General features: G+C 32.1%; 15 protein-coding genes. 7 read left to right on the forward strand and 8 right to left on the reverse strand.

What is annotated here, in order from left to right; genetic code table 11:
* The first annotated feature begins 34 nt into the window (after positions 1–34).
* On the forward strand, positions 35–4,285 hold the full coding sequence (locus tag Anndu_RS03275; protein ID WP_464102995.1) for an SDR family NAD(P)-dependent oxidoreductase: 4,251 nt from the start codon (positions 35–37) through the stop codon (positions 4,283–4,285).
* A 197-nt stretch (positions 4,286–4,482) separates the two neighbouring features.
* A complete protein-coding gene (locus Anndu_RS03280) occupies positions 4,483–4,653 on the forward strand; it encodes a microviridin/marinostatin family tricyclic proteinase inhibitor (RefSeq protein ID WP_464102996.1) in 171 nt (56 codons plus the stop codon).
* Between the two features lie 108 nt (positions 4,654–4,761).
* Here the strand turns inward: Anndu_RS03280 and Anndu_RS03285 are convergent, their stop codons facing one another.
* Positions 4,762–5,229, reverse strand: a complete 468-nt coding sequence (locus tag Anndu_RS03285; protein ID WP_464102997.1) for a hypothetical protein — start codon at positions 5,227–5,229, stop codon at positions 4,762–4,764.
* 185 nt (positions 5,230–5,414) lie between these two features.
* Complete coding sequence (locus tag Anndu_RS03290; RefSeq protein ID WP_464102998.1) at positions 5,415–6,494, reverse strand: PIN/TRAM domain-containing protein; 1,080 nt, start codon at positions 6,492–6,494, stop codon at positions 5,415–5,417.
* 269 nt (positions 6,495–6,763) lie between these two features.
* Between Anndu_RS03290 and Anndu_RS03295 the strand changes: the two genes are divergently transcribed.
* The 3 genes from Anndu_RS03295 (at position 6,764) to rppA (ending at position 9,307) form a co-directional block, all read left to right on the forward strand.
* Positions 6,764–7,333: a late competence development ComFB family protein gene (locus tag Anndu_RS03295; protein ID WP_464102999.1), complete on the forward strand. Its 570-nt coding sequence runs from the start codon at positions 6,764–6,766 to the stop codon at positions 7,331–7,333.
* A gap of 70 nt (positions 7,334–7,403) precedes the next feature.
* The gene (gene hemW, locus Anndu_RS03300) at positions 7,404–8,576 is read left to right on the forward strand and encodes a radical SAM family heme chaperone HemW (RefSeq protein ID WP_464103000.1); all 1,173 of its coding nucleotides are present in this window, start codon (positions 7,404–7,406) and stop codon (positions 8,574–8,576) included.
* 32 nt (positions 8,577–8,608) lie between these two features.
* Entirely contained in the window at positions 8,609–9,307 is a 699-nt protein-coding gene (gene rppA, locus Anndu_RS03305; RefSeq protein WP_464103001.1) for a two-component system response regulator RppA, read from the forward strand.
* 263 nt (positions 9,308–9,570) lie between these two features.
* Here rppA and Anndu_RS03310 read toward each other — a convergent pair whose 3' ends face one another.
* The 3 genes from Anndu_RS03310 to Anndu_RS03320 form a co-directional block, all read right to left on the reverse strand.
* The gene (locus Anndu_RS03310; protein WP_464103002.1) at positions 9,571–9,807 is read right to left on the reverse strand and encodes a hypothetical protein; all 237 of its coding nucleotides are present in this window, start codon (positions 9,805–9,807) and stop codon (positions 9,571–9,573) included.
* Between the two features lie 162 nt (positions 9,808–9,969).
* Complete coding sequence (locus Anndu_RS03315) at positions 9,970–13,302, reverse strand: ribonucleotide reductase N-terminal alpha domain-containing protein (RefSeq protein WP_464103003.1); 3,333 nt, start codon at positions 13,300–13,302, stop codon at positions 9,970–9,972.
* Between the two features lie 302 nt (positions 13,303–13,604).
* On the reverse strand, positions 13,605–14,573 hold the full coding sequence (locus tag Anndu_RS03320; RefSeq protein ID WP_464103004.1) for a septal ring lytic transglycosylase RlpA family protein: 969 nt from the start codon (positions 14,571–14,573) through the stop codon (positions 13,605–13,607).
* A gap of 331 nt (positions 14,574–14,904) precedes the next feature.
* Here Anndu_RS03320 and purM point away from each other — a divergent pair, with 331 nt between their 5' ends.
* Together purM and truB are read left to right on the forward strand one after the other, a co-directional pair.
* Positions 14,905–15,924 carry a phosphoribosylformylglycinamidine cyclo-ligase gene (gene purM, locus Anndu_RS03325; RefSeq protein ID WP_464103005.1) on the forward strand — a complete coding sequence of 340 codons (1,020 nt, stop codon included), beginning with the start codon at positions 14,905–14,907 and terminating at the stop codon, positions 15,922–15,924.
* Between the two features lie 159 nt (positions 15,925–16,083).
* Entirely contained in the window at positions 16,084–16,989 is a 906-nt protein-coding gene (gene truB, locus Anndu_RS03330; protein ID WP_464103006.1) for a tRNA pseudouridine(55) synthase TruB, read from the forward strand.
* A 145-nt stretch (positions 16,990–17,134) separates the two neighbouring features.
* Here the strand turns inward: truB and Anndu_RS03335 are convergent, their stop codons facing one another.
* The 3 genes from Anndu_RS03335 to sufD form a co-directional block, all read right to left on the reverse strand.
* Positions 17,135–18,163 (reverse strand): site-specific DNA-methyltransferase, encoded by a 1,029-nt coding sequence (locus Anndu_RS03335; RefSeq protein ID WP_464103007.1) that lies wholly within the window; start codon positions 18,161–18,163, stop codon positions 17,135–17,137.
* An 8-nt stretch (positions 18,164–18,171) separates the two neighbouring features.
* Complete coding sequence (locus Anndu_RS03340) at positions 18,172–19,146, reverse strand: DpnII family type II restriction endonuclease (RefSeq protein ID WP_464103008.1); 975 nt, start codon at positions 19,144–19,146, stop codon at positions 18,172–18,174.
* Between the two features lie 96 nt (positions 19,147–19,242).
* On the reverse strand, positions 19,243–20,619 hold the full coding sequence (sufD, locus tag Anndu_RS03345) for a Fe-S cluster assembly protein SufD (RefSeq protein WP_464103009.1): 1,377 nt from the start codon (positions 20,617–20,619) through the stop codon (positions 19,243–19,245).
* Positions 20,620–20,622 lie beyond the last annotated feature (3 nt).

Here is a 20,622-nt window from a genome sequence, read left to right on the forward strand (position 1 = left end):
GTTCAAAAATAATTCAAGTAAGTTAATTTTTTCCATGATTGCTAACACAAAAAAACTCTTAAATCATCAAGAAATAACATCTACTATTTTATCCAATCCTTTAGTAGAAGATTGTTATTTATTAACGAGAAATCAACGATTAATTGCCTATCTTGTTTATACAGGAAACTGGAATCAAGAAGAAATAGCTAATGATTTAGAATCAAAATTACCTAATCATAAACTTCCTGATTACTATATTCCTATTTCTACCATTCCTTTAACTAATACGGGAAATGTAGATGAAAATATTTTAAAATCTATCCCAATTATTGACGAAAATTTAGCGCAAATAGCCGAGAATACAATCAAAAATTTTCCTCAAATTGATCAAATTGCTACCCTAATTACACCCGCCGAAAAAGAAAATAAACCGCTCCATCTTTCAGATTTGTTACCCTTAAAATCTCAAAATAATTGGCAACAAAATCAAGAACAAGAGACAAAAAATGAGATTAATTTAGCTTCTCAAACTGCTTCAAATCAATTAGCTTTAAGTCAGGGAAAAAGTTTAGTAACATCTTTATCTCAACCCCAAACTTTAGCAGAAAGCCTCGAAAATGCCGTTAAAAATTATCCAAATCAAACTATTACTTATATTCAATCTAATGGCAATTTGTTAGTTCAAAGCTATCAAGAATTATGGCAAGAAGCCCTAAGAATTTACACCGGATTAAAACAACTTAATTTAAAACCTCAATCCCAAGTAATTCTACAATTATCTGAACATAATGACCTAATTCCTGCTTTTTGGGGCTGTATTTTAGGGGGAATAATTCCTTTAATTATTTCTGTCCCCCCCACCTATAAAGATTTAACCAATGATGTTAAAAAAATTGCTCAAGTTTGGGAGTTATTAGATCAGCCTTTTATTATTACTAATAAAACTCAAGAAACCGAGATTAAAAAACTTGAAAAATGGGTATCTAATCAATCATTAAAGTTAAGTTATATTGAAGAATTAAAAACCCATCAACCAGCACCAAATTATTATCAAACCCAACCCGATGATGTGGTTTTCTTTAACTTAACATCGGGAAGTACGGGAATGTCAAAATGTATCACTTTAACTAATAAGAATTTACTCTCTCGTGCTAGGGGAACAAACATAATTTGTAACCATAAAAATGGGGATATTATTCTTAATTGGTTGCCCTTTGAACATATTGGTAGTATCTCCGATTGGCACATTCGCTGTATTGAAATTGGTTGTCAAATGATTTATGTTCAAACTAAATATATTTTAAGTCGTCCTCTTAACTGGTTAGACTTAATTAATCAATACAGAATTACCCACAGTTGGGCGCCTAATTTTGCCTATAATTTAATTAATGAATCCCTCAAAAAAGAACCTCATCAAATTTGGAATTTAGACTGTGTAAAATTCTTTTTAGTAGCGGGAGAAGCAGTATCAGATAAGGCTGTAAGTGATTTTATTGAAACCCTTAATCGTCAATATAATTTACAAAAAACCACAGTAAGACCTGCTTTTGGTATGGCTGAAATGGGATCAGGAATTACCTATTTTGAACCTACAAAAGAACAACCTTTACTCTTTCATACTGTAGATAAAAACTCCTTAAATCAGACTTTAAAAAGAGTCCATCCTGACCATCCTCAAGCAACAACTTTTACTGATTTAGGATTGCCAATTGCTGGAGTTTGTTTGCGAATTGTTGATCATGAAAATAATTTACTTCCCGAAGAAACTATCGGTAATTTACAAGTAAAAGGCGATCCAGTTTTCCCCGCATATTATAAAAATTCATCCGCAAATCAAGAAGCATTTTTAGCAGATGGTTGGTTTAAAACAGGGGATTTAGGCTTTATTAGTAATGGGCATTTAGTAATTACTGGAAGAAGTAAAGAAACTATTATTATTAATGGAGTTAATTTTTATAGTCATGAAATTGAAATAATTGTTGATAGTATTGAATCGGTAAATCCTTCCTATACAGCCGCTTGTGCCGTCCATGATGCCCATAGTAATACCGATCAATTGGCCATCTTTTTTAGTCCAGAAACTTTACCCCAAAATAAGTTAAAAAAATTAATTAAAACAATTCGAGAAAAAGTTATTAATAGTTTTGGCGTTAATCCTCAATATTTAATCCCTTTAAATCAACAGGAAATCCCCAAAACATCTATTGGTAAAATTCAGCGATCGCAGTTAACAAAACGCTTTGAATCTGGGGAATTTACCCCCATTCTCAAAGAAATTGATCTACTTTTAGAAAATGCAAATACTATTCCAAATTGGTTTTATCGTAAAATTTGGAAACAACGCAATCCTATTAATTTAAAATCTGAACTTTGCGGCCATAATACCTTAATTTTTCTCGATCAGTTAGGTTTGGGAAATCATTTAGCATCTGAAATTAAAGCCCAAAATTTACCAGTAATTACGGTAATTCAAGGAGCTAAATTTGCCCAAATTAGTCATAATCATTATGAAATTCAACCAGAAAGCAAAGAAGATTATGAACTTTTATTTAATACTTTAGCCCAACAAAAAATTAATATTGATCAGATTGTTCATCTTTGGAATTATCAAGAATATCAAGGAGAAATTACTAATTCTAAACAGTTAGAAAAAGCTCAAGAAATCGGAATTTATAGTTTATTATATTTAGTCCAATCCCTTGCTAAAATTCAAGGTTCTAACCTCAATACTCAATTATTATTTGTTTCCAGTCATAGCCAATTAGTCAGCCAAAATGATGAAATTGCTTATGAAAAATCGCCAGTTTTAGGATTAATTAAAAGTATCAATGCTGAACTTTCTTGGCTCAATAGTCGTCATCTTGATTTAGAAATTGCTCCCCCGAATATTAATAGTGCTTATCTTATTGAAGAACTTAAAGTGATCTCACGGGAAAAAGAGATCGCCTATCGTCAAAACAAACGCTTTATTTCCGGCCTAGAAAAAGTCAATTTTTGCCAAGAAATACCCGAACAATTACCTTTTAAAAAAGGCGGCATTTATGTCATTACAGGAGGTTTAGGGGGAATTGGGACACCAATTGCTGAATATTTATTAAAAAATTATCAAGCTCAATTACTCTTAATTGGTAAAACACCCTTACCCCCCAAAACAGAATGGGATGATTATCTCAGACAAAATCATCAATTTTCTGCCAAAATTCAGACCTTAGAAAGTTTAGAAAATATCGGGGGAAAAGTGATTTATCAAGCTGTAGATATTTGTGATTTTAACCAATTAAAACAAACAATTACACAAGCTAAAAACCAATGGCAAGGTGAGCTTGATGGCATTATTCATTTAGCAGGAATTTATCAAGATGGATTAATCCTTGAAGAAACAAAAGATAACTTAGCAAATATTCTTCGCCCTAAAATGTTAGGCAGTTGGAATTTACATCAAATTTTGAAAGAATCTCAGGGAATTTATATTAGTTTTTCTTCCCTAGCTAGTTTTTTTGGAGGGGCGGCCATCGCTTCTTATTCTGCTTCCAATACTTTCTTAGAACAACTAAATTCCTATCAGAATGCTAAAAATTTATTTCCTAGTTATTGTTATAGTTGGACAACTTGGCAAGAAACAGGTATTAGTAAAGGTTATCAAGCACAACAGTTAACTCGAAGTCAAGGTTATTTCGAGATGACAGTTCAACAAGGATTAGATTCATTTTTGGCTAATTTATCCCATCATCATAATCAATCAATTATCGGTTTAGATGGTAATAATGCCAAAATTAAACGCTTTCTATCCTTAGCAGAAAATAATCAACAATTAACAGCTTATTACACTGTCAAAGATGATGCTAATTCTGTTAATTTAGATTCCCAGATCTGCTTATCAGATCCTTTTGAAAATCTCTATCAATGTGCTTTATTTAGACAAGAATCTTTCCCTTTAAAAGACAATGGTGAAATAGATAAAGAACAATTATTAAGAGAAATTCAAGGTCAAGACAATAAAAATTGGATTTTACCAAGAAATGAAACGGAATTTCAAATTAGTCAAATTTGGCAAACCGTTTTAAAATTACCAAAAATTAGCATTAATGATAACTTTTTTGAACTTGGGGGTCATTCCCTCTTAGCAAGTCAAGTAATCTCCCGTTTAAGTGATATTTTCTCCATTGAATTATCGTTACAAAATTTGTTAGAATATGCGACTATTGCCGATTTAGCAGAGGCGATCAATGTTCTTAAAACAGTTGAAAAAAATCGAATTGTGACGACAAAAATTGAAGAAGATTATGAAGAAGGGGAACTATAAAAATTAGTTATTTCCATGATCGCAAGATGATTTATAATAAAAAAAGAAAATTTTGCAGGAGCAAATACCCTATTTTTAAGAGCTACTAGAAAATAGATCAAAAATCTATTTTTTGTTCAATTTGTCAAAAATCAGGGTATGCTATAATCAGTTTCTGAATTAAACTTTGTTAATCAAAAAATTAGAGGGACTTAAATATGGCTTATATCAATAGCTTAGAAACAGAAGGAATGCCTTTTTTCGCTCGTTTTTTAGAAGAAGCGGCGGAAGAACCAACACCTAATCCAGACGAAACTACCGAATCTGACGAATCCAATCCTCCCCCTATTTGGACTTTAAAATGGCCTTCTGACTGGGAAGATTGTTAATTAATTCATATTAGTAAATTTTGCCAATTTACTAATATAAAAACAGTCCTACAAACCCTCGCTTTGTAGGACTAAATTTAATTAAAGAACAAGGATCAAATTAAAAAATTATTCTTCAATAATTTCAACTTGTTTAGGGCTGACAGGTTCTTCTGTATTTATTTCTACCTCAATACTTTGTTTAAGATGAAGTTTAAGAATTTCGGAAATTGGTAAACTTTCTACTTCCTTAATTAAACTTTCTTGAGTTTCATTTTTACGGCGTTCTTTATAAACTAATTTTAATACAGTTTCAATGCCATAACCTCCAATTACATCCCCAATAACTGTTGATAAACCCAGTAGCCCTAAGCCGCCAAGAATACCTAAAGGCCCACCTAAACCTGCAAGGCCAGCAACGACAGGATAAGTCGTAGTGCTTGATACAGAAATAGCAATGATCAAGATGATCCCAGGCAATCCGAGGGAGGAAATTTTCTTAACAATTTCATCAAGAGAAATACCCCATTCAAGTAGTTTTTTATTAACCTCATTAGGGTCAATACCCATAAAATTCGTAGCGGTAGTTTCACTCATTATAATACTCCAAAAATCTGCAATAGATTAACTAAAATTTTAGTTGATTTTTTATTCACTATATCATTAATTTTAGCTTAATTGTTAATAGTAAATAGAATTAATCATTTAATTGTTAGTTGTTGAGCTTTAACAAATAATTTAACACGAAAAAATCACAACTAACAATTTTTTAATTAAATTAACTAATTAGTGACAACATTAGCTAATTTTGCAAAAATCATCCTTCCGGCAGAAGTTTGTAGGGCGGAAGTTACTATGACTTGTAACTCATCTCCTACATAGTCTCTCCCTTCTTCGACTACCACCATTGTGCCATCATCTAAATAGCCTACGCCCTGTTGGGATTCTTTGCCTTGTTTGAGTATTTTTAAGTCTAAATGATCACCGGGTAAATAGATCGGCCTCACGGCTTGGGCGAGATCATTAACATTTAAAATGAGTATTTTTTGTAAATTAGCAACTTTACTTAAGTTATAATCATTGGTTAATAATGTGCCGTTAATTTCTTGAGCTAAACGCACTAATTTATTATCAACGGTGGAAATATCTTCATAGTCGGCCGGATGGATCATAATGCGATCGGGGAAAGCCTCTTGCATTTGATTTAAAATATCTAAGCCCCGTCTTCCCCTTACTCTTTTTTGATCATTACCTGCATCTGCTAATTGTTGTAATTCCTGTAATACAAATTGGGGAACTAATAATTGACCTTCAATAAAACCAGTTTTAATTAATTCTTCAATTCTACCATCAATAATACAACTGGTATCAACGATTTTAGTGGAAGCGGGTTTTAATGTACCCTCGGCAACTAATAAAGTTTCAATGCTATTAGGATTAATTAAACGTAAAAAAGTGCGGCCATGGGTATCAGCTAAACTAATACCTAAAAAGGCAAAAATCACACTTCCCAAAATAGCGATCATTGGTTTAATAAAAGAAAATTCTTGGGGAATGGGCAATAGGAAAATTGGCGCTAACATTAAATTAGCCAATAATAAACCGATTACTAAACCTACTGATCGAGTTAAGATAACTTCAATGGGCGTATTGCGGATTTGGGCTTCTAAACGGCGGTAAGTGGTTTGAGCTACTAAACCAATCACAAATCCAATTAAACCAAAAAAGCCACTAAACACTAATTTTAAGGCTTGAAGGTTAGAAACTTGATCTAAAACAGGGGAGGGTAAAAGCTTGATTCCATCAATGCCTACCCCCACTCCGGCGATCGTAAACAGAAAAATAATAATTACATCTAACATAGTTTGTAAATATAAGAAACAATCAATAATACTAAGGTCTACCTATTATATCTGAATAATTTGATCTCTACTCGATTTTTTAATTTAAAATCATAATTTAGTTGAGCTAAAAATTTAAAGACAACTTAATCTTTCTTTACAAAACAACTTATGCCGAAACAATTTTCATCAGAATTACTTTTTTTTAGTTACAATGAATGAACTACCAAAAAAAGTTTACATTCTCTAATTTTTCATTTAATTTTCATCAGCAATCAGTTGACTCCATTATGCTAAAACACAAAACTCAAACCTATCAAAATGTAATGGAAATTTTAGTGCGTGAAGAAGTACAAAAACAGTTAAACAAACAACCGCCTAACTTAAGGGAATATATTGATCCCCTTGAGGTGGAAACCTTTGCTTTAAATCGTTTACCGCCCATGTATGCTTCTTCTGTTAAAGGAAAGCGTCAACAGGAAATTAAGGCACAACAAAAATATCTTCAAGATATTCAAACGGCTGTGCGTCAAGGTATTTCGGCTGTGACAAGGGATCCTCTAAGATCATCTGATCCTTTACCATTACCAATTAATAATAATATTCACGAAAGTTATCAAGTTTTAAAAGAATTAGAAATATTTTTAGAGCAAAAGAATTTATTATTATATAAACATTTAACATGGGTTAATTTAATTGATTCAATTCAATATGTGATTGATCAAGTATCTGAACAAAAAATTCCCAGTATGGAGGAAAAACAAGAAACTATTAATCGTTTTAAAGCATGGCAAAAAAGACAAAATGAAACGAGAATTTCTAATCTTGGCGAATGGGCTGACGAGCGTTATCATTTATAAATAATCAGTAATAATTAACTGATAGCTAACAAATTACCAATCACTAATAATTAATCATAAATAACTAATTTTGACTAATCCGACAGCCGTTTATCTTCATATTCCTTTTTGTAAAAGACGTTGTTTTTATTGTGATTTTCCCATAACTGTTTTGGGGGATCATGCCCCTTATAATTCCTTAAAATCTATTGAAAATTATGTTAATATGCTCTTAGCAGAAATTAACATTACTGCTAATTTAGGGAGTAGTTTAAAAACCATTTTTTTTGGTGGTGGCACTCCCTCTTTATTACCTATTAATTTATTAGCAAAAATCCTAGAAACTTTAGATCAAAAATTTAGAATTGAAAAAGATTGTGAAATATCTTTAGAAATTGATCCCGCAACATTTGATTTAGATCAGTTAAAATTTTATCAAAAATTAGGGGTTAATCGCATTAGTTTGGGAGTACAAGCTTTTCAAGATAATTTATTAGAAAAAATTGGCAGAACACACCGTTTAAATGATATATTTAATGCCATAGAAATGATTAATCAAGTTGATTTTAAAAACTATAGTTTAGATTTAATTTCCGGTTTACCAGAGCAAACTTTAAAAGATTGGGAATTTTCCTTAAATACTGCTATAAAATTAAACCCTAAACATCTATCTTGTTATGATTTAGTCTTAGAAGAAGTTACCCCATTTGGTAAACAATATCAACCCGGCCAAAAACCTTTACCTAGTGATGAAATAACCGCTAAAATGTATTGTTTAGCTCAGGAAATTTTAACCAATTACGGTTATAATCATTATGAAATTTCCAATTATGCTCAACCTAATTTTCAATGCCAACATAATCGAGTTTATTGGGAAAATAAACCATATTATGGTTTTGGCATGGGGGCGGCCAGTTATACTAATAAGATTAGATATACTCGCCCTCGCACCCGTCAAAAATATTATGATTGGGTACAATCTTTAATTAATAATCATGGTATCATTAATGAACTAGAATTATCACAAGAAGATCAGTTATTAGAAACTTTAATGTTAGGTTTAAGGTTAAAAGAAGGAGTTAGTTTAAATTTAATTAATGATCAATTTGGGGAAAAAACAGTTAAACAAATTTTACAAATATTAGACAAATTTAGGGAGCAAAATTTAGTAAAATTAGATCAAGAAAAACAAAGATTAAGTTTAACCGATCCCCAAGGATTTTTATTTTCTAATACGATTTTAGCGGAAATTTTTAATCTATAAACTTTATTGTTAACAAATAGATAATAACTAATATGATCAAGGAAAAATTAAGTATTTTATTAGTAGATGATGAAGCGGAATTAACCGATCCCCTCAGTCAAATTTTAAGCTGTGAAGGTTATCATATAGATGTAGCTGATCAGGGCATGAAAGGATTACAATTAGCTTTACAAAATGATTATGATCTGTTAATTTTAGATTGGATGTTACCCTATATTTCCGGTTTAGAAATTTGTCAAAAAATTAGAAGTCAAAATAAAACAACTCCTGTCTTATTTTTAACCGCTAAAGATACGGTAGATGATCGGGTAATGGGCTTAGATGCAGGGGCTGACGACTATTTAATTAAACCTTTTGAATTAAAAGAATTATTAGCTAGAGTAAGGGCTTTATTAAGACGATCTTCTCAAGTTGAAAGTAATATTAATTCTCAACATTTAAAAGTAGGAAATTTAGAATTAGATCGGGAAAATCAAATCGCTACTCGTCATGGTAGAATGATAAAATTATCAGAAAAAGAAGTACAATTATTAGAATATTTAATGACCAATCAAGATCAATTATTAACCCACGAACAAATACATCAATATTTATGGGGTGAAGAAGAGCAACCAAGTAGTAATGTTTTAGCGGCCTTAGTGCGTTTATTAAGAAGAAAAATTGAGGTTTCAGGAGAAACTCCTCTTATTCATACTATTTATGGGAAAGGTTATCGTTTTGGTAATGTTTAACCCGTTTTTTCCTGTGGGAGAAGGGAGCATTTTTTCTATTATGAAATCAAAAATTTTTAAAAACTAGATTAATACAAAAGTAGATGAGTTCAATTTAGATTAGAAATTATCTTTTTTTTAGTTTATTTTTGATTTATTAAGATCAAAATTTATTAAGATCAAAAATAAACTAAAAAATTGATTATCAAAAGCTCACACAGATCATAAAATTTGACTTTGAAAATGCTCTGCTTAAAAAGGGGAGAGTTTCTATTAGTAATTAATTAAACATTGCTATTTTCAGAATTACTAGAAAGCATAGTTTTTTGCATAATTTTACGAACGTAAGATAATTCTTCTTGTAAACCCTGTAAACTAGCCAAATACATCGCTTGAGTTTCCGCTACCGTAAGATGGGCGGCTATTTGTAAAGCAACGTCTGGGGGAATATTTTTATATTTTTTTGATACTCTTTGATAATGATTCCCTAAAGTATCATGTAATGATGTTTCAAAATCCATAATTATTCAAAATAATGTGGTTATTTGTTATTAGTTATTTGTTATTAGTTATTTATTATTAGTTACTAATTTGATAAGTAATGTTCACCTTATATTTAATAATAATCACCTACTTACAAATAACTAATAAGTAATAACCAATAATCAATAACTAATTAATATTTAATTCGCACAGGCGGCGCAGGTTTCATTTAATTCTTTAAAATCATCCTTTTGCACTGTTCTTATATAATAAACTGCTTTACAGCCTTTTTCCCATGCTAAAAGTAAAGTTTCCAGAATATCTTTAGCTTTGAGCGCCCTTTCTGGCTCATCTTGAAAATAAATTCCTTGGTTTAAGTTGAAAATTAATTCCATTGAAATGCCCGTATCTATCCATTTTTGAATAGTTGCCACCGCTTCTACTACTACTTTTTGATCAAGGGTTTTATTTTCTTGATAATACCAAAAAGCCGTATTAATGAAAGGAGGCGCGATCGGCACTGTGCCTTTTGCCCATTTATCATAAAAGAAACGGCTATACACGGGTAATATACTTGCACTACAACCCTGTACTAAGGATGATGAGGTATTAGGAGCGATCGCTGTGATATGGGAGTTACGAATGCCGTATTTTTTCACATTATCGCTTAATTCTTGCCATTTTTGAGGATCAGAGCCATTTTCTAAAAACCACTCTAAAGGTTTTGCACCGATTAAATTACCTTTACTCCATTCACTACCTTTAAAAGCAGGATAAGCTCCCCTTTCTTGGGCTAATTTCATACTGGCATTAGTACAATGATAACCAATATTTTCAAATAATTGGTTAATTTCCTCTAAATGACGGTAGGATAATTGGCGTTTAGCTAACCAATCAGCTAAACCCATCGCCCCCACGCCAATGGTGCGATATTTTTGGTTATGGTTGGCACTTTCCGTAAAAGGTGCTTTTGTAATCTCGATCGTATTATCTAAAATCCGCACCGCCACATCACAAACCTCTTTAAGCTCGGAATCTTCAATATTAGCTAAATTGAGAGAATCTAAGTTACAGGTGTGAGCCTCTTTCCCGGGGGAAACATTTGACCAACTTTCACAACATTGACCAGTTAAAATACCATTAAACATTCCTAAATTACGTTTAGGCTCAGTAAAACAATAAGTATCATCACGACGGCAAGTTAACTCAACACTTGTTACTTGAATAAATTGAGTGGCTTTTCTTTGCGGTTTTTTGATTTTCCATTTTAAACGGTTAGTTTTCAATCCTAATTTTGCTAACTGAAATACTCCATTAGAATTAATTAATAACCGATAAGTTTTTTGGCAAAAATATTCTTTTTGCCCACCTTTTCCATTTGGCATTAATTTCAAACCTTCATTGGACATTAATGTTACTTTGGAGTCAACTCCCAATGTTTGAAGCATTAAGCGAATATCTAATAGAAATTGCTTGTGAATTGAGCTTATCGCAAAGCCTTCATTGTCTCCATTGCAATAGACTGTGCCATCAGTATCTAATAATCCTGCTAACCATTCTAAGCGAGATTGAACGGTGTAACCATTAATAGGAACGGTGTATTTTTTTGGTAAATCTAAAGGTAATTTACAAACTATTCGATCTTGTTTAACATCGTGATAAATAGCTATTTCATCTAATACTTTAGTGTGATTTTTACTACCCCAAAGTTTATTACGAATAGCAATAAAATCAACTAATTTTTTCTTTTCTCCATAAAGATCTAATTCGGGGTGATTTTCCCCTGAATAACTACCATCCCCAGAAAAACAGCCCGATGTATAAGCATAAGGAAAATCAACATCGCTGTCATTACTAATCAAGGGTAATTCATACTTGATTAATTTATCTCCAACATTGAGATCTTTTGCTTCTACTTTGATCGGTTGACTACGATAGGTTTTTTTGATCCAGAAATGATGATAATAAGTGCATTCAAGAGATTCTCCATTAGATAAATTAACTTTTAACAATGGTTGGTTAATTCCTGTTTGCTTAACTTGCACTTCAGACCATTCAAAACCATTCCATACTTTTACCCATTGATTAACTAGATCAATGATAGGAAATTGACCTTTATCTGTTAATATTTTGGTTTCGGGAGCAACACAAAGGTTAACTCCGGGGATATAACCCTCATGTTGATTGGGATTTTCACGGTTGATCGTATCTTTAAATGCTAAATAGGGCATCCCTGTTTCAACCTGCGATCGCATGATTTCCTTAAATAATTCTCTAGCATTAACTTTTCGATAAAGTTTCAGAGTATCATGGGAATTGTTATTATTAACAGCTAAAGAAGCCTCGATTTTTTGATAAGCAGATTCAAACTCTTTACTCCAAAGTTCAGCCAAATCAATCCCTAATTTCATCTTAACTTCGTAGGGATCAACTAAAGTCCAATCTTCTTTAGTGACTACCCTACGCATAAACTCATCGGGTATAACTAATTGGGGAAAAATATCATAAGCTTTACGACGTTGATCCCCGTTTTCAGTCTGCATTTCTAAAAATTCCGGCACATCTAAATGCCATACATCTAACGAAACCGTAATCGCTCCAGCCCTTCTGCCACCTTGGTTTACAGCGATGGCGGTATCGTTGAGTAATTTAATCCAAGGGATCACCCCACCAGAGGCGTTTTCCTTACCCATTACCCAACTACCCGTAGCGCGGATCCGACTCACATTAATGCCCACACCACCGCCATTTTTAGAGATACGGGCGGCGTTGGTAATTTCCCCAAAAATACTTTCTAAATTATCGTCAATGGCACAGATGAAACAACTAGATAATGAGCCATTGGGGATTCTTAAATTGGCTAAAATGGGTGTAGCTAGGGAAATTTTGCGTTTAGCGATCGCCTCGTAAAATTGACGGGCATATTTTAAACGCTCTTGGGGTTTTTCCACCACCGCCAACAATAAAGCACAAGTCAGAAAAGCCTCTTGAGGTAACTCAGTGGGCAAGAGATAACGCTTACTTAATAATACTGCCCCTGCATAATCATAATCCGTATCCCAGTCAGGATTAATCCAACTTCCCGCTTCCTCTAACTCCGCATTAGTATAGGTGAGGATCCGCTCATCATATTGTTGGGCGGCCACCTTCATCTGTACAGTTTTGGGATAATTGCTATATTGATAACCCCTTTTGACGAGGGTATCTTTCCACAAACTCCATATATGTAATCTTCCCGCCACATAACGCCATTCCGGCTCATCAGGGCTACACATTTCTAAAGCACAATGAATTAAATTATCTTGAATTTCCCTAGTGGTAACTCCATCCTTTAAACGGGTATCCAACCCCGCCTCCAATTCGATCGAATTGACATCTAAATTAAGACAAGCCCATTCTACTACGGAGCGAATTTTGGCAATATCAAGATTTGCTCTTGTACCATTGCGTTTAATCACTTGAATTTTAGAAGAATTGATCCCAGACGGGTGGGAAAAACATGAAGGATTTTCCAAAGTAAGAGTTTGTTGCATAATAAGCTTCGTAATGATTTGACTGAATAAAACACTAGCTGTAGCGTTATTATTACACAGATATTGAAAAAGAACACTATATAAACTTTTGTTATTTTATGTTAAAATACTGTTTTTTTTGTTGATTTTGCTCAAGAGTTTTTTTTAAAATGTAAAACTCGATACATTATTAATAGACAATTGACAAGGCCATTAAATTTAATTAATTTAGTTTAAAACACCTGTAGAGACGTAAAAATTTACGTCTCTACACTTTCAATCGGATTTAAAATCCCTAAAATTTATTGATTCTCAATTGAGAATTATCTTAAAATTTCTAAACTAATGGGTGCAACACCACTAGAAATCATGCCGATCTGTTGCGCCGCTCCTGCGGAAAGGTCTAAAATACGATTGCCAACATAAGGGCCTCGATCGTTAATGCGCACAATCACAGATCTGCCATTATTTAAGTTCGTAACTCTCACCATTGTACCAAAGGGTAAACTCCGATGAGCCGCCGTCAAAGCATTTTGATTAAAGATTTCACCATTGGCACTTTGACGACCGTTAAAGCCCGGCCCGTACCATGAAGCCATCCCCGTGATCTGTCTAATTACCTCTACGTTTGGGGTTTGGGGTTCGGCTTGGGGTTCGGGTTGGCCTTCTATTTCCGATAAATATTCAACGGTATTACCGCTTAATAAACGGCGTAAACGGTTAGCCACTTGGAGGCTATCTTGTGCGGGATCTTGGGTTGTATCCGCAAGGATGACATTATTATTAATTGTGATTAAAACTTGATCACCCACATTGATGGTATAGGATTTATTTTCTTCATTCCATTGAGCCGTAATCGTTTCAGGATCAACATTGTTGCGGTGAAGTTGATTGAGTTGATCGCTCAGTTGTGTAGCGCTAAGGTGGGCATTTTGATTGAGAAAAGTTAAAACAGGTATTTCTTCAACATAAACGGTAGCAACTGCTTTACCATCTATTTGATAATCATAAACAGAGGAGATAACACCATCAGACTCAGGCTGAGTATCGGTAGGGGGGAGGGGATGTTTAATTGGATTAAACGCTTCTAACCAAAAAGGTTGAGTTAAATTGTCTTGATTTAAGTTTTGTTGATTTAAGTTTTGATTCGAGGAGAATAAACTCCTATGATTGGTATTTTTGGTTTCATCTATTTTAGCATTAGTTCTAAAATTGGTAGAGCTATGCACGGGAAGGGCATGAGTAGCCGTTAATAAAATAGCCGTAAGGCTAAGTCCTAATGTTTTGTTCATAATTTATACTTTGAATTGGGATACTTTGAGTCCAATTATGTCTAACTTCTAAATTGAGTTAGTCTTGTGACTCTTTCAAAATTGCAAATTAATTTTTGTAATAAGTTGACAGTTTTTAAACTAGCACAATCTTAAACATTGTGAACAAATGTAAACAGTACAAAAGTATTTACTTCTATTAGTACAACTGACCAAAGAACTAGCTATGCAATAAATACAGCCTTTGATTAGAATTTTTTATATAAATTTTTTTTATATAACTTTAAGTTTTGTTAAAGTTAAGGCCTAATCCGTTAAAATAGTTTGTTTAAGCTGAATTAGAGGAAAAAATATGGATTATAAAGATGCAGGTGTGGATATTGAGGCCGGACGTTCCTTTGTGCAAAGAATCCGTCAAGGCGTACAAAGTACCTATCGCCCTGAAGTATTGGGAGGTTTGGGAGGATTTGGAGGGTGTTTTCAAATTCCTACTGGTTATCAAGAGCCTGTTCTCGTTTCAGGTACGGATGGAGTCGGTACTAAACTTAAAATTGCCCATACTCTGAATACTCATCACACGGTAGGAATTGATTTAGTTGCCATGTGCGTCAATGACATTCTCACATCTGGGGCTGAACCTTTATTCTTTTTAGATTATTTAGCTACTGGTCAATTAAATGAAGAACAATTAGCTCAGGTAGTGACGGGAATTATTGAGGGTTGTAAACAGAGTAATTGTACCTTATTAGGAGGTGAAACTGCTGAAATGCCCGGTTTCTATCAAAAAGGGGAATATGATTTAGCAGGTTTTTGTGTGGGTATTGTGGAAAAATCTAAAATTTTAGACGGTTCTCAAATTAAAATTGGCGATGTGGCGATCGCCTTGGGCAGTAGTGGAGTACATAGTAATGGCTTTTCTTTAGTTAGAAAAATTATTGAAACTAATAATTTAAGTTGGGAAAATTGCCCTCAAGAATTTGAAGGAAAATCATTAGGAGAAATGTTTTTAACCCCGACTAAAATTTATGTTAAACCTGTATTAACTGCCTTAAAATCTAACTTAAAAATTAAGGGTATGGCTCACATTACCGGAGGAGGTTTACCGGAAAATTTACCCCGTTGTTTAAATCAAAATCAATCGGTTAAAATTATTCCTAATAGTTGGGAAATACCCCCCATTTTTCAATGGTTACAAAAGATGGGAAATGTGCCTGATCTGGCCATGTTTGATACTTTTAATATGGGGGTTGGTTTTGTGTTAATTGTATCACCAGAAGATGCAGACCAAACTATTAACTATTTTACCAATCAAAAGTTAATTGTCAATGTGATTGGTGAGGTTATGGAAGGAAAAGGAGAGGTTATTTTTTAATATTATTAATAGGATAGATGTCTTTGAAATTAATTTCAAGGCCATCTATACTTTAAGCAATAACAAATTAATAATTAACGCCCAATGAAATTAATTTCATTGTTACCATAAACCCTTCAATAAATGACACTTAATTTTTAAGTTAAAAATTAAAATAAAATGCAAAAATCAGGCTTTATTAATCTTAATAAACCTTTAGGTTTTACCTCCCATGATTGTGTGGGAAAAATGAGACGTTTATTACACTTAAAAAAAATTGGACATGGCGGTACACTTGATCCTTTGGCGACAGGAGTTTTACCTTTAGCCGTTGGAAATGTGACTCGTTTATTACAATTTTTACCGGAAACTAAGGCTTATATCGCTAAAATTCGTTTTGGTATTTCCACAAATACTGATGATTTGGAAGGAGAAATTTTAAAAACGATTTTAAGCCCCGATTTAACCCTTGAAGAAGTAAAAAATCATTTACCTAGCTTTTTAGGGGAAATAGAGCAAATTCCTCCGGCTTTCAGTGCGATTAAACAAGGGGGTACACCCCTTTATAAATTAGCTAGAAAAGGCAAAAATATAGAAGTCCCAAAAAGAATAGTTAAAATTGAAAAGATTGAAGTTTTAAATTGGTTTTCAGGGGATTTTCCTGAGTTAGAATTAAAAATTACCTGTGGTAGTGGCACATATATCAGATCGATCGCAAGGGATCTGGGTTTTTTAAGCAAAAGGGGGGCAACTTTAGCCAATTTAAAAAGGGTTGTAAGTTGTGGTTTAATGATAGAAGAAAGTTTAACTTTTGAGGAAATAGAAAGGAAAATTCAAGAGGATAATTTAACTTTTATTTCACCAGAAAAAGTTTTAGATCATTTAACAGTTATTACTTTAAAAGATGAGATTGGAAAAAGATGGTGTCAAGGGCAAAAAATTGAGATAGATGATTATTCAAATTTACCATTTGATCGAGGTATTAGGGTTAAAAATGAAGAAGGTTTACTGTTAGGAATAGGAGAATTAAATTTAACAGAAAATGAAACAATTTTAAAGGCTAAAGTAGTTTTACAGGGTTTTTAAAAATTGCCTTTCTATTTATATATGTGAACTTCCCTCTTTAACTTATAATCTAAATTAGTAATAGTTATATGATCAAGAATTAACTCAAGTTGTGCCAAACCATCAATGGAAGAATCAATAAATCTTGTCTTAAAAGCTTGTTCTTTTAAAAGTTAAAATTGGGAATGTAATCAAAATTATTCGAGTCTGGATTAATTTGAAAAAGCTCTAAATCGTTTTTATTATAATCTTTATCTTCATTAACTCTTACTATAAAATCTTCAGGTAAAAAAATATTATTTTTTAATTTAGTTTTGTCAAAATCAATATTTCTGATTGGTTCAGGAATAATAAAATAATTTTGTAAATTTTCCCAATCTTGATCTCTAATTGTGACAATTTCATTGAGATAAAAACTAACAAAAATATCATTAATTTTATAATTAGCTTCTGTTAATTGTAACTTATCTTGAGCAATTTTAACATAATGAGGTGATAATTCAAACCCGATATATTTTCTACCTAATCTTTTAGCAGAAATAGCGGTAGTACCTGTTCCAGAAAAAGGATCTAAAATTGTATCATTTTCATCGGTACAAAGTAATATTAATCTATCTAGCAAATGAATAGGTAATTGACAGGGATGGCAGTCTCTTTTTTTATTATGTTTAATTCTGTGAATATCTGTCCAAACATCAGAAATTAATGGTCCATAAGGATGTAATTTATCTTTTTTGCCTCCATAATCTTTTAATAAAAAACCTTGTTTCCTGTCTCTTTTATGGGGTGATCGCAATTCATAAATTTTCGTTTCTTTTGCTGATTTTCCATAAAATAAAATGCCATAATGGGCTGGTTGTAAGGATTTTCCCATAGGGGCAGTAGGGGCATCCCATGAAATCCAATGTTTAAAATAAGCAATTTTATTAAGATAACTAGCGTAAAAAGTTAACCATTTTGGAATATTATGTAAAAAAATTGATCCCGTAGGTTTAGTAACTCTAACCATTTCAAAAATCCATTTTTCACACCAATTCAAATATTCTTGAAATTCTAAACTATCATGATAAGTTGCATATTTTTTTTTGAGGTTAAAAGGGGGATCGGCAAAAGTCATATCAATAGAATTATCAGGAATATTTTTAAATAATTCTAAACAGTCTCCCTGATGTATTTGATTAATAAAATTTTCCATATTTTTCATTATTTTAAAGTTTTTTGTAATAGTTTTTCAAATCTTTTTAATTCATCTTGATGAAAAGTAAAAACATCATCATAAGCTGTTACTATTCTTTTTAAATCACCTTTACGAACATACCAGCCAATACCATCAATAAAACCAATAAATATAGCTTGAGGATAATGTTTTTTAATGAGAGTATTGATCGAAATTTCTGTTTTAGATTTATCACCTTGTCCTGATGAAGTTGTAGCTAAAAAAGAACTTTCTATAATAATCAAAGGATTTTTCTTGTTAGGAATAATAAAATCCATTGTTCTTTTTTTATCGGGAACATTATCTATTAATTCGGTTAAATCACCTGTTTCAAAAGTAAGATTAAATTTATCTAAAATTTCTGCAATTACAATTTCAGGATTATTTTGTTTATTACCAGAATAACTACCTTTTTCTTTATAACGTATGATCGTGTCTAGTAACTCTGGTATTTCAAATTTTAATTTAGAAATACTTAATTTTTTCAGTTCAAATAATGGTATTGTTTGTGCTAAAAATTTAATTGATGCACCTTCAAAAAATAAATTAACAATACCTTTTCTAAAATATTTATTGTTTTTGATTAAGGACAATATTTGATTATCACTCCATTCTTTGATATTATTACCATCATTTTCAGGAGACCATTGTTGTTTGTAAAAAATCTTATTTAGCTCAGGATGATCAATTATTCTAATAACAGTTATTAATCTTTTTAAAGATTCATTTGATAAACCAGATAATGCTAATAATGCTTTAAGTCCATTTTCTTTTTCTGAGATTAATTCCTCAAAAATTTCTTTTTTTAAACCTTCAATTTCAATTCTATTTTTGACATTCAATAATGTTTCTTTAATAGAATTGATATAACCCTCATATTTTTCCTCAAATTTCGCATTGAAGAAATAAAATGTGTTTTTATTAATAACTGTTTGAAATTTATCTTCAGTTGTTCGCTTCATTAAATTTACAAATTATTTAATTAATGTACTCTTGATCCATTTTTAAAAATCAGAGATTTAATAATATTAAATCCCTGATTTTTGATGATTGAAAAACTAATCTAAAGTGCGACAAGCCACACATTGACTTAAACGATGATTTAATGATTCAATGGGTAATAAATCTAAAATTTCACCCGCAAAAGCATCAATTAATAAATGACGTGAATCATATTCATTTAAGCCCCGACTGCGCAAGTAAAAGATTTCATCATCCTCTAGTTGACTCACCGTTGCACCGTGAGAACATTTGACGTTATCCGCCGTGATCTGTAACTCTGGCTTGGTATGAATCCGAGCTTTCGGAGATAATAATAAATTACGGTTTAATTGACTCGCATTAGTTAACTGTGCATTCTGAGGAACAAACACTTTTCCACTAAAAATACCCTGAGCAAATTCATCAATAATATATTTATGTAATTGATTAGTTGTGCCATGAGGATAATTTAATTGGATAATACTGTGAGTATCTCCTACCTGTCTTCCTCCTAAAATGGTTAAACCATTAAGATTAGTTTCCGTTTGTTCTCCCTGTTGATTAACTTCTAAGTTATGACGGAATAACTTTGAGCCTAGATTAATCTCCACACAGGAATAACGGCTATCCCTTGCTTGAAAAATTGCCGTTTTCCCAATATGAAAACCATCCCCCGACTCCCTTTGTACTCGACTATGTTTAATTTGTGAGTTTTCTTCTAAGAAAATTTCGGTAACAGCATTGGTAAAATAGGGATGATTCTGAGGGCGATCTGAGCATCCTAAAGTAATCGCTCCGTATTGCTCAATCACTTCAATTTGTGAGTTAGGCTCAGAAACGATTAAAGTACGAGGTTGATCAATGGTAGGATGATCAAAAGAGGGAACAGATAAAAATAAGAGATGAATAGGAGTTTTTACCTCTATATTGCGGTTAATCCAAATAATAGCAGCATCTTTTAAGCCAGAAGTATTTAAAGAGGTGAAAACATCATTTGATTCTTCTTGTTTCCCTAAATATTTAACTAATTTTTGACTATTTGTTAAGTCTAAATTTTCTAAATTTCCTACATAAATTCCTTCAGGAAGTGCGGAAAGATTTGATAATTTAGGGGCATAAATTCCATTAACAAAAACCAGTCTACTTTGATTAGCTTCAGGATAAATAAAAGGCTCAATATCTAACAATGAAAGTTTACTTTCTTCAGCAATTTTAAATTCATTTTCTAACAAAGAAGATAGATCGGTAAAACGCCATTCTTCATCTTTAGTTGTGGGTAAATTTGATTTTACCACATCATAAGCGGCTTTTTGACGTAATTCTTGAAGCCACCCTGCTAACTCCACATTAAAAACAGGTTTTTGTTCTTCACATTGTCTTAAAATTTTGCCTAAATAGGCCTCTTTTAAAGATATTTCTTCAGGCTTAAAGATTAAATCTTGTGTTAATGTCATGAT

Source organism: Annamia dubia NIES-4383 (assembly GCF_055394725.1).

Bases quoted from the DNA above. Each gene is read 5' to 3' on its own strand.
- Anndu_RS03275 (WP_464102995.1), top strand. From the start codon at position 35: ATGATTGCTAACACAAAAAAACTCTTAAATCATCAAGAAATAACATCT.
- Anndu_RS03280 (WP_464102996.1), top strand. From the start codon at position 4,483: ATGGCTTATATCAATAGCTTAGAAACAGAAGGAATGCCTTTTTTCGCT.
- Anndu_RS03285 (WP_464102997.1), bottom strand. From the start codon at position 5,229: ATGAGTGAAACTACCGCTACGAATTTTATGGGTATTGACCCTAATGAG.
- Anndu_RS03290 (WP_464102998.1), bottom strand. From the start codon at position 6,494: ATGTTAGATGTAATTATTATTTTTCTGTTTACGATCGCCGGAGTGGGG.
- Anndu_RS03295 (WP_464102999.1), top strand. From the start codon at position 6,764: ATGCTAAAACACAAAACTCAAACCTATCAAAATGTAATGGAAATTTTA.
- rppA (WP_464103001.1), top strand. From the start codon at position 8,609: ATGATCAAGGAAAAATTAAGTATTTTATTAGTAGATGATGAAGCGGAA.
- Anndu_RS03310 (WP_464103002.1), bottom strand. From the start codon at position 9,807: ATGGATTTTGAAACATCATTACATGATACTTTAGGGAATCATTATCAA.
- Anndu_RS03315 (WP_464103003.1), bottom strand. From the start codon at position 13,302: ATGCAACAAACTCTTACTTTGGAAAATCCTTCATGTTTTTCCCACCCG.
- Anndu_RS03320 (WP_464103004.1), bottom strand. From the start codon at position 14,573: ATGAACAAAACATTAGGACTTAGCCTTACGGCTATTTTATTAACGGCT.
- purM (WP_464103005.1), top strand. From the start codon at position 14,905: ATGGATTATAAAGATGCAGGTGTGGATATTGAGGCCGGACGTTCCTTT.
- truB (WP_464103006.1), top strand. From the start codon at position 16,084: ATGCAAAAATCAGGCTTTATTAATCTTAATAAACCTTTAGGTTTTACC.
- Anndu_RS03335 (WP_464103007.1), bottom strand. From the start codon at position 18,163: ATGGAAAATTTTATTAATCAAATACATCAGGGAGACTGTTTAGAATTA.
- Anndu_RS03340 (WP_464103008.1), bottom strand. From the start codon at position 19,146: ATGAAGCGAACAACTGAAGATAAATTTCAAACAGTTATTAATAAAAAC.
- sufD (WP_464103009.1), bottom strand. From the start codon at position 20,619: ATGACATTAACACAAGATTTAATCTTTAAGCCTGAAGAAATATCTTTA.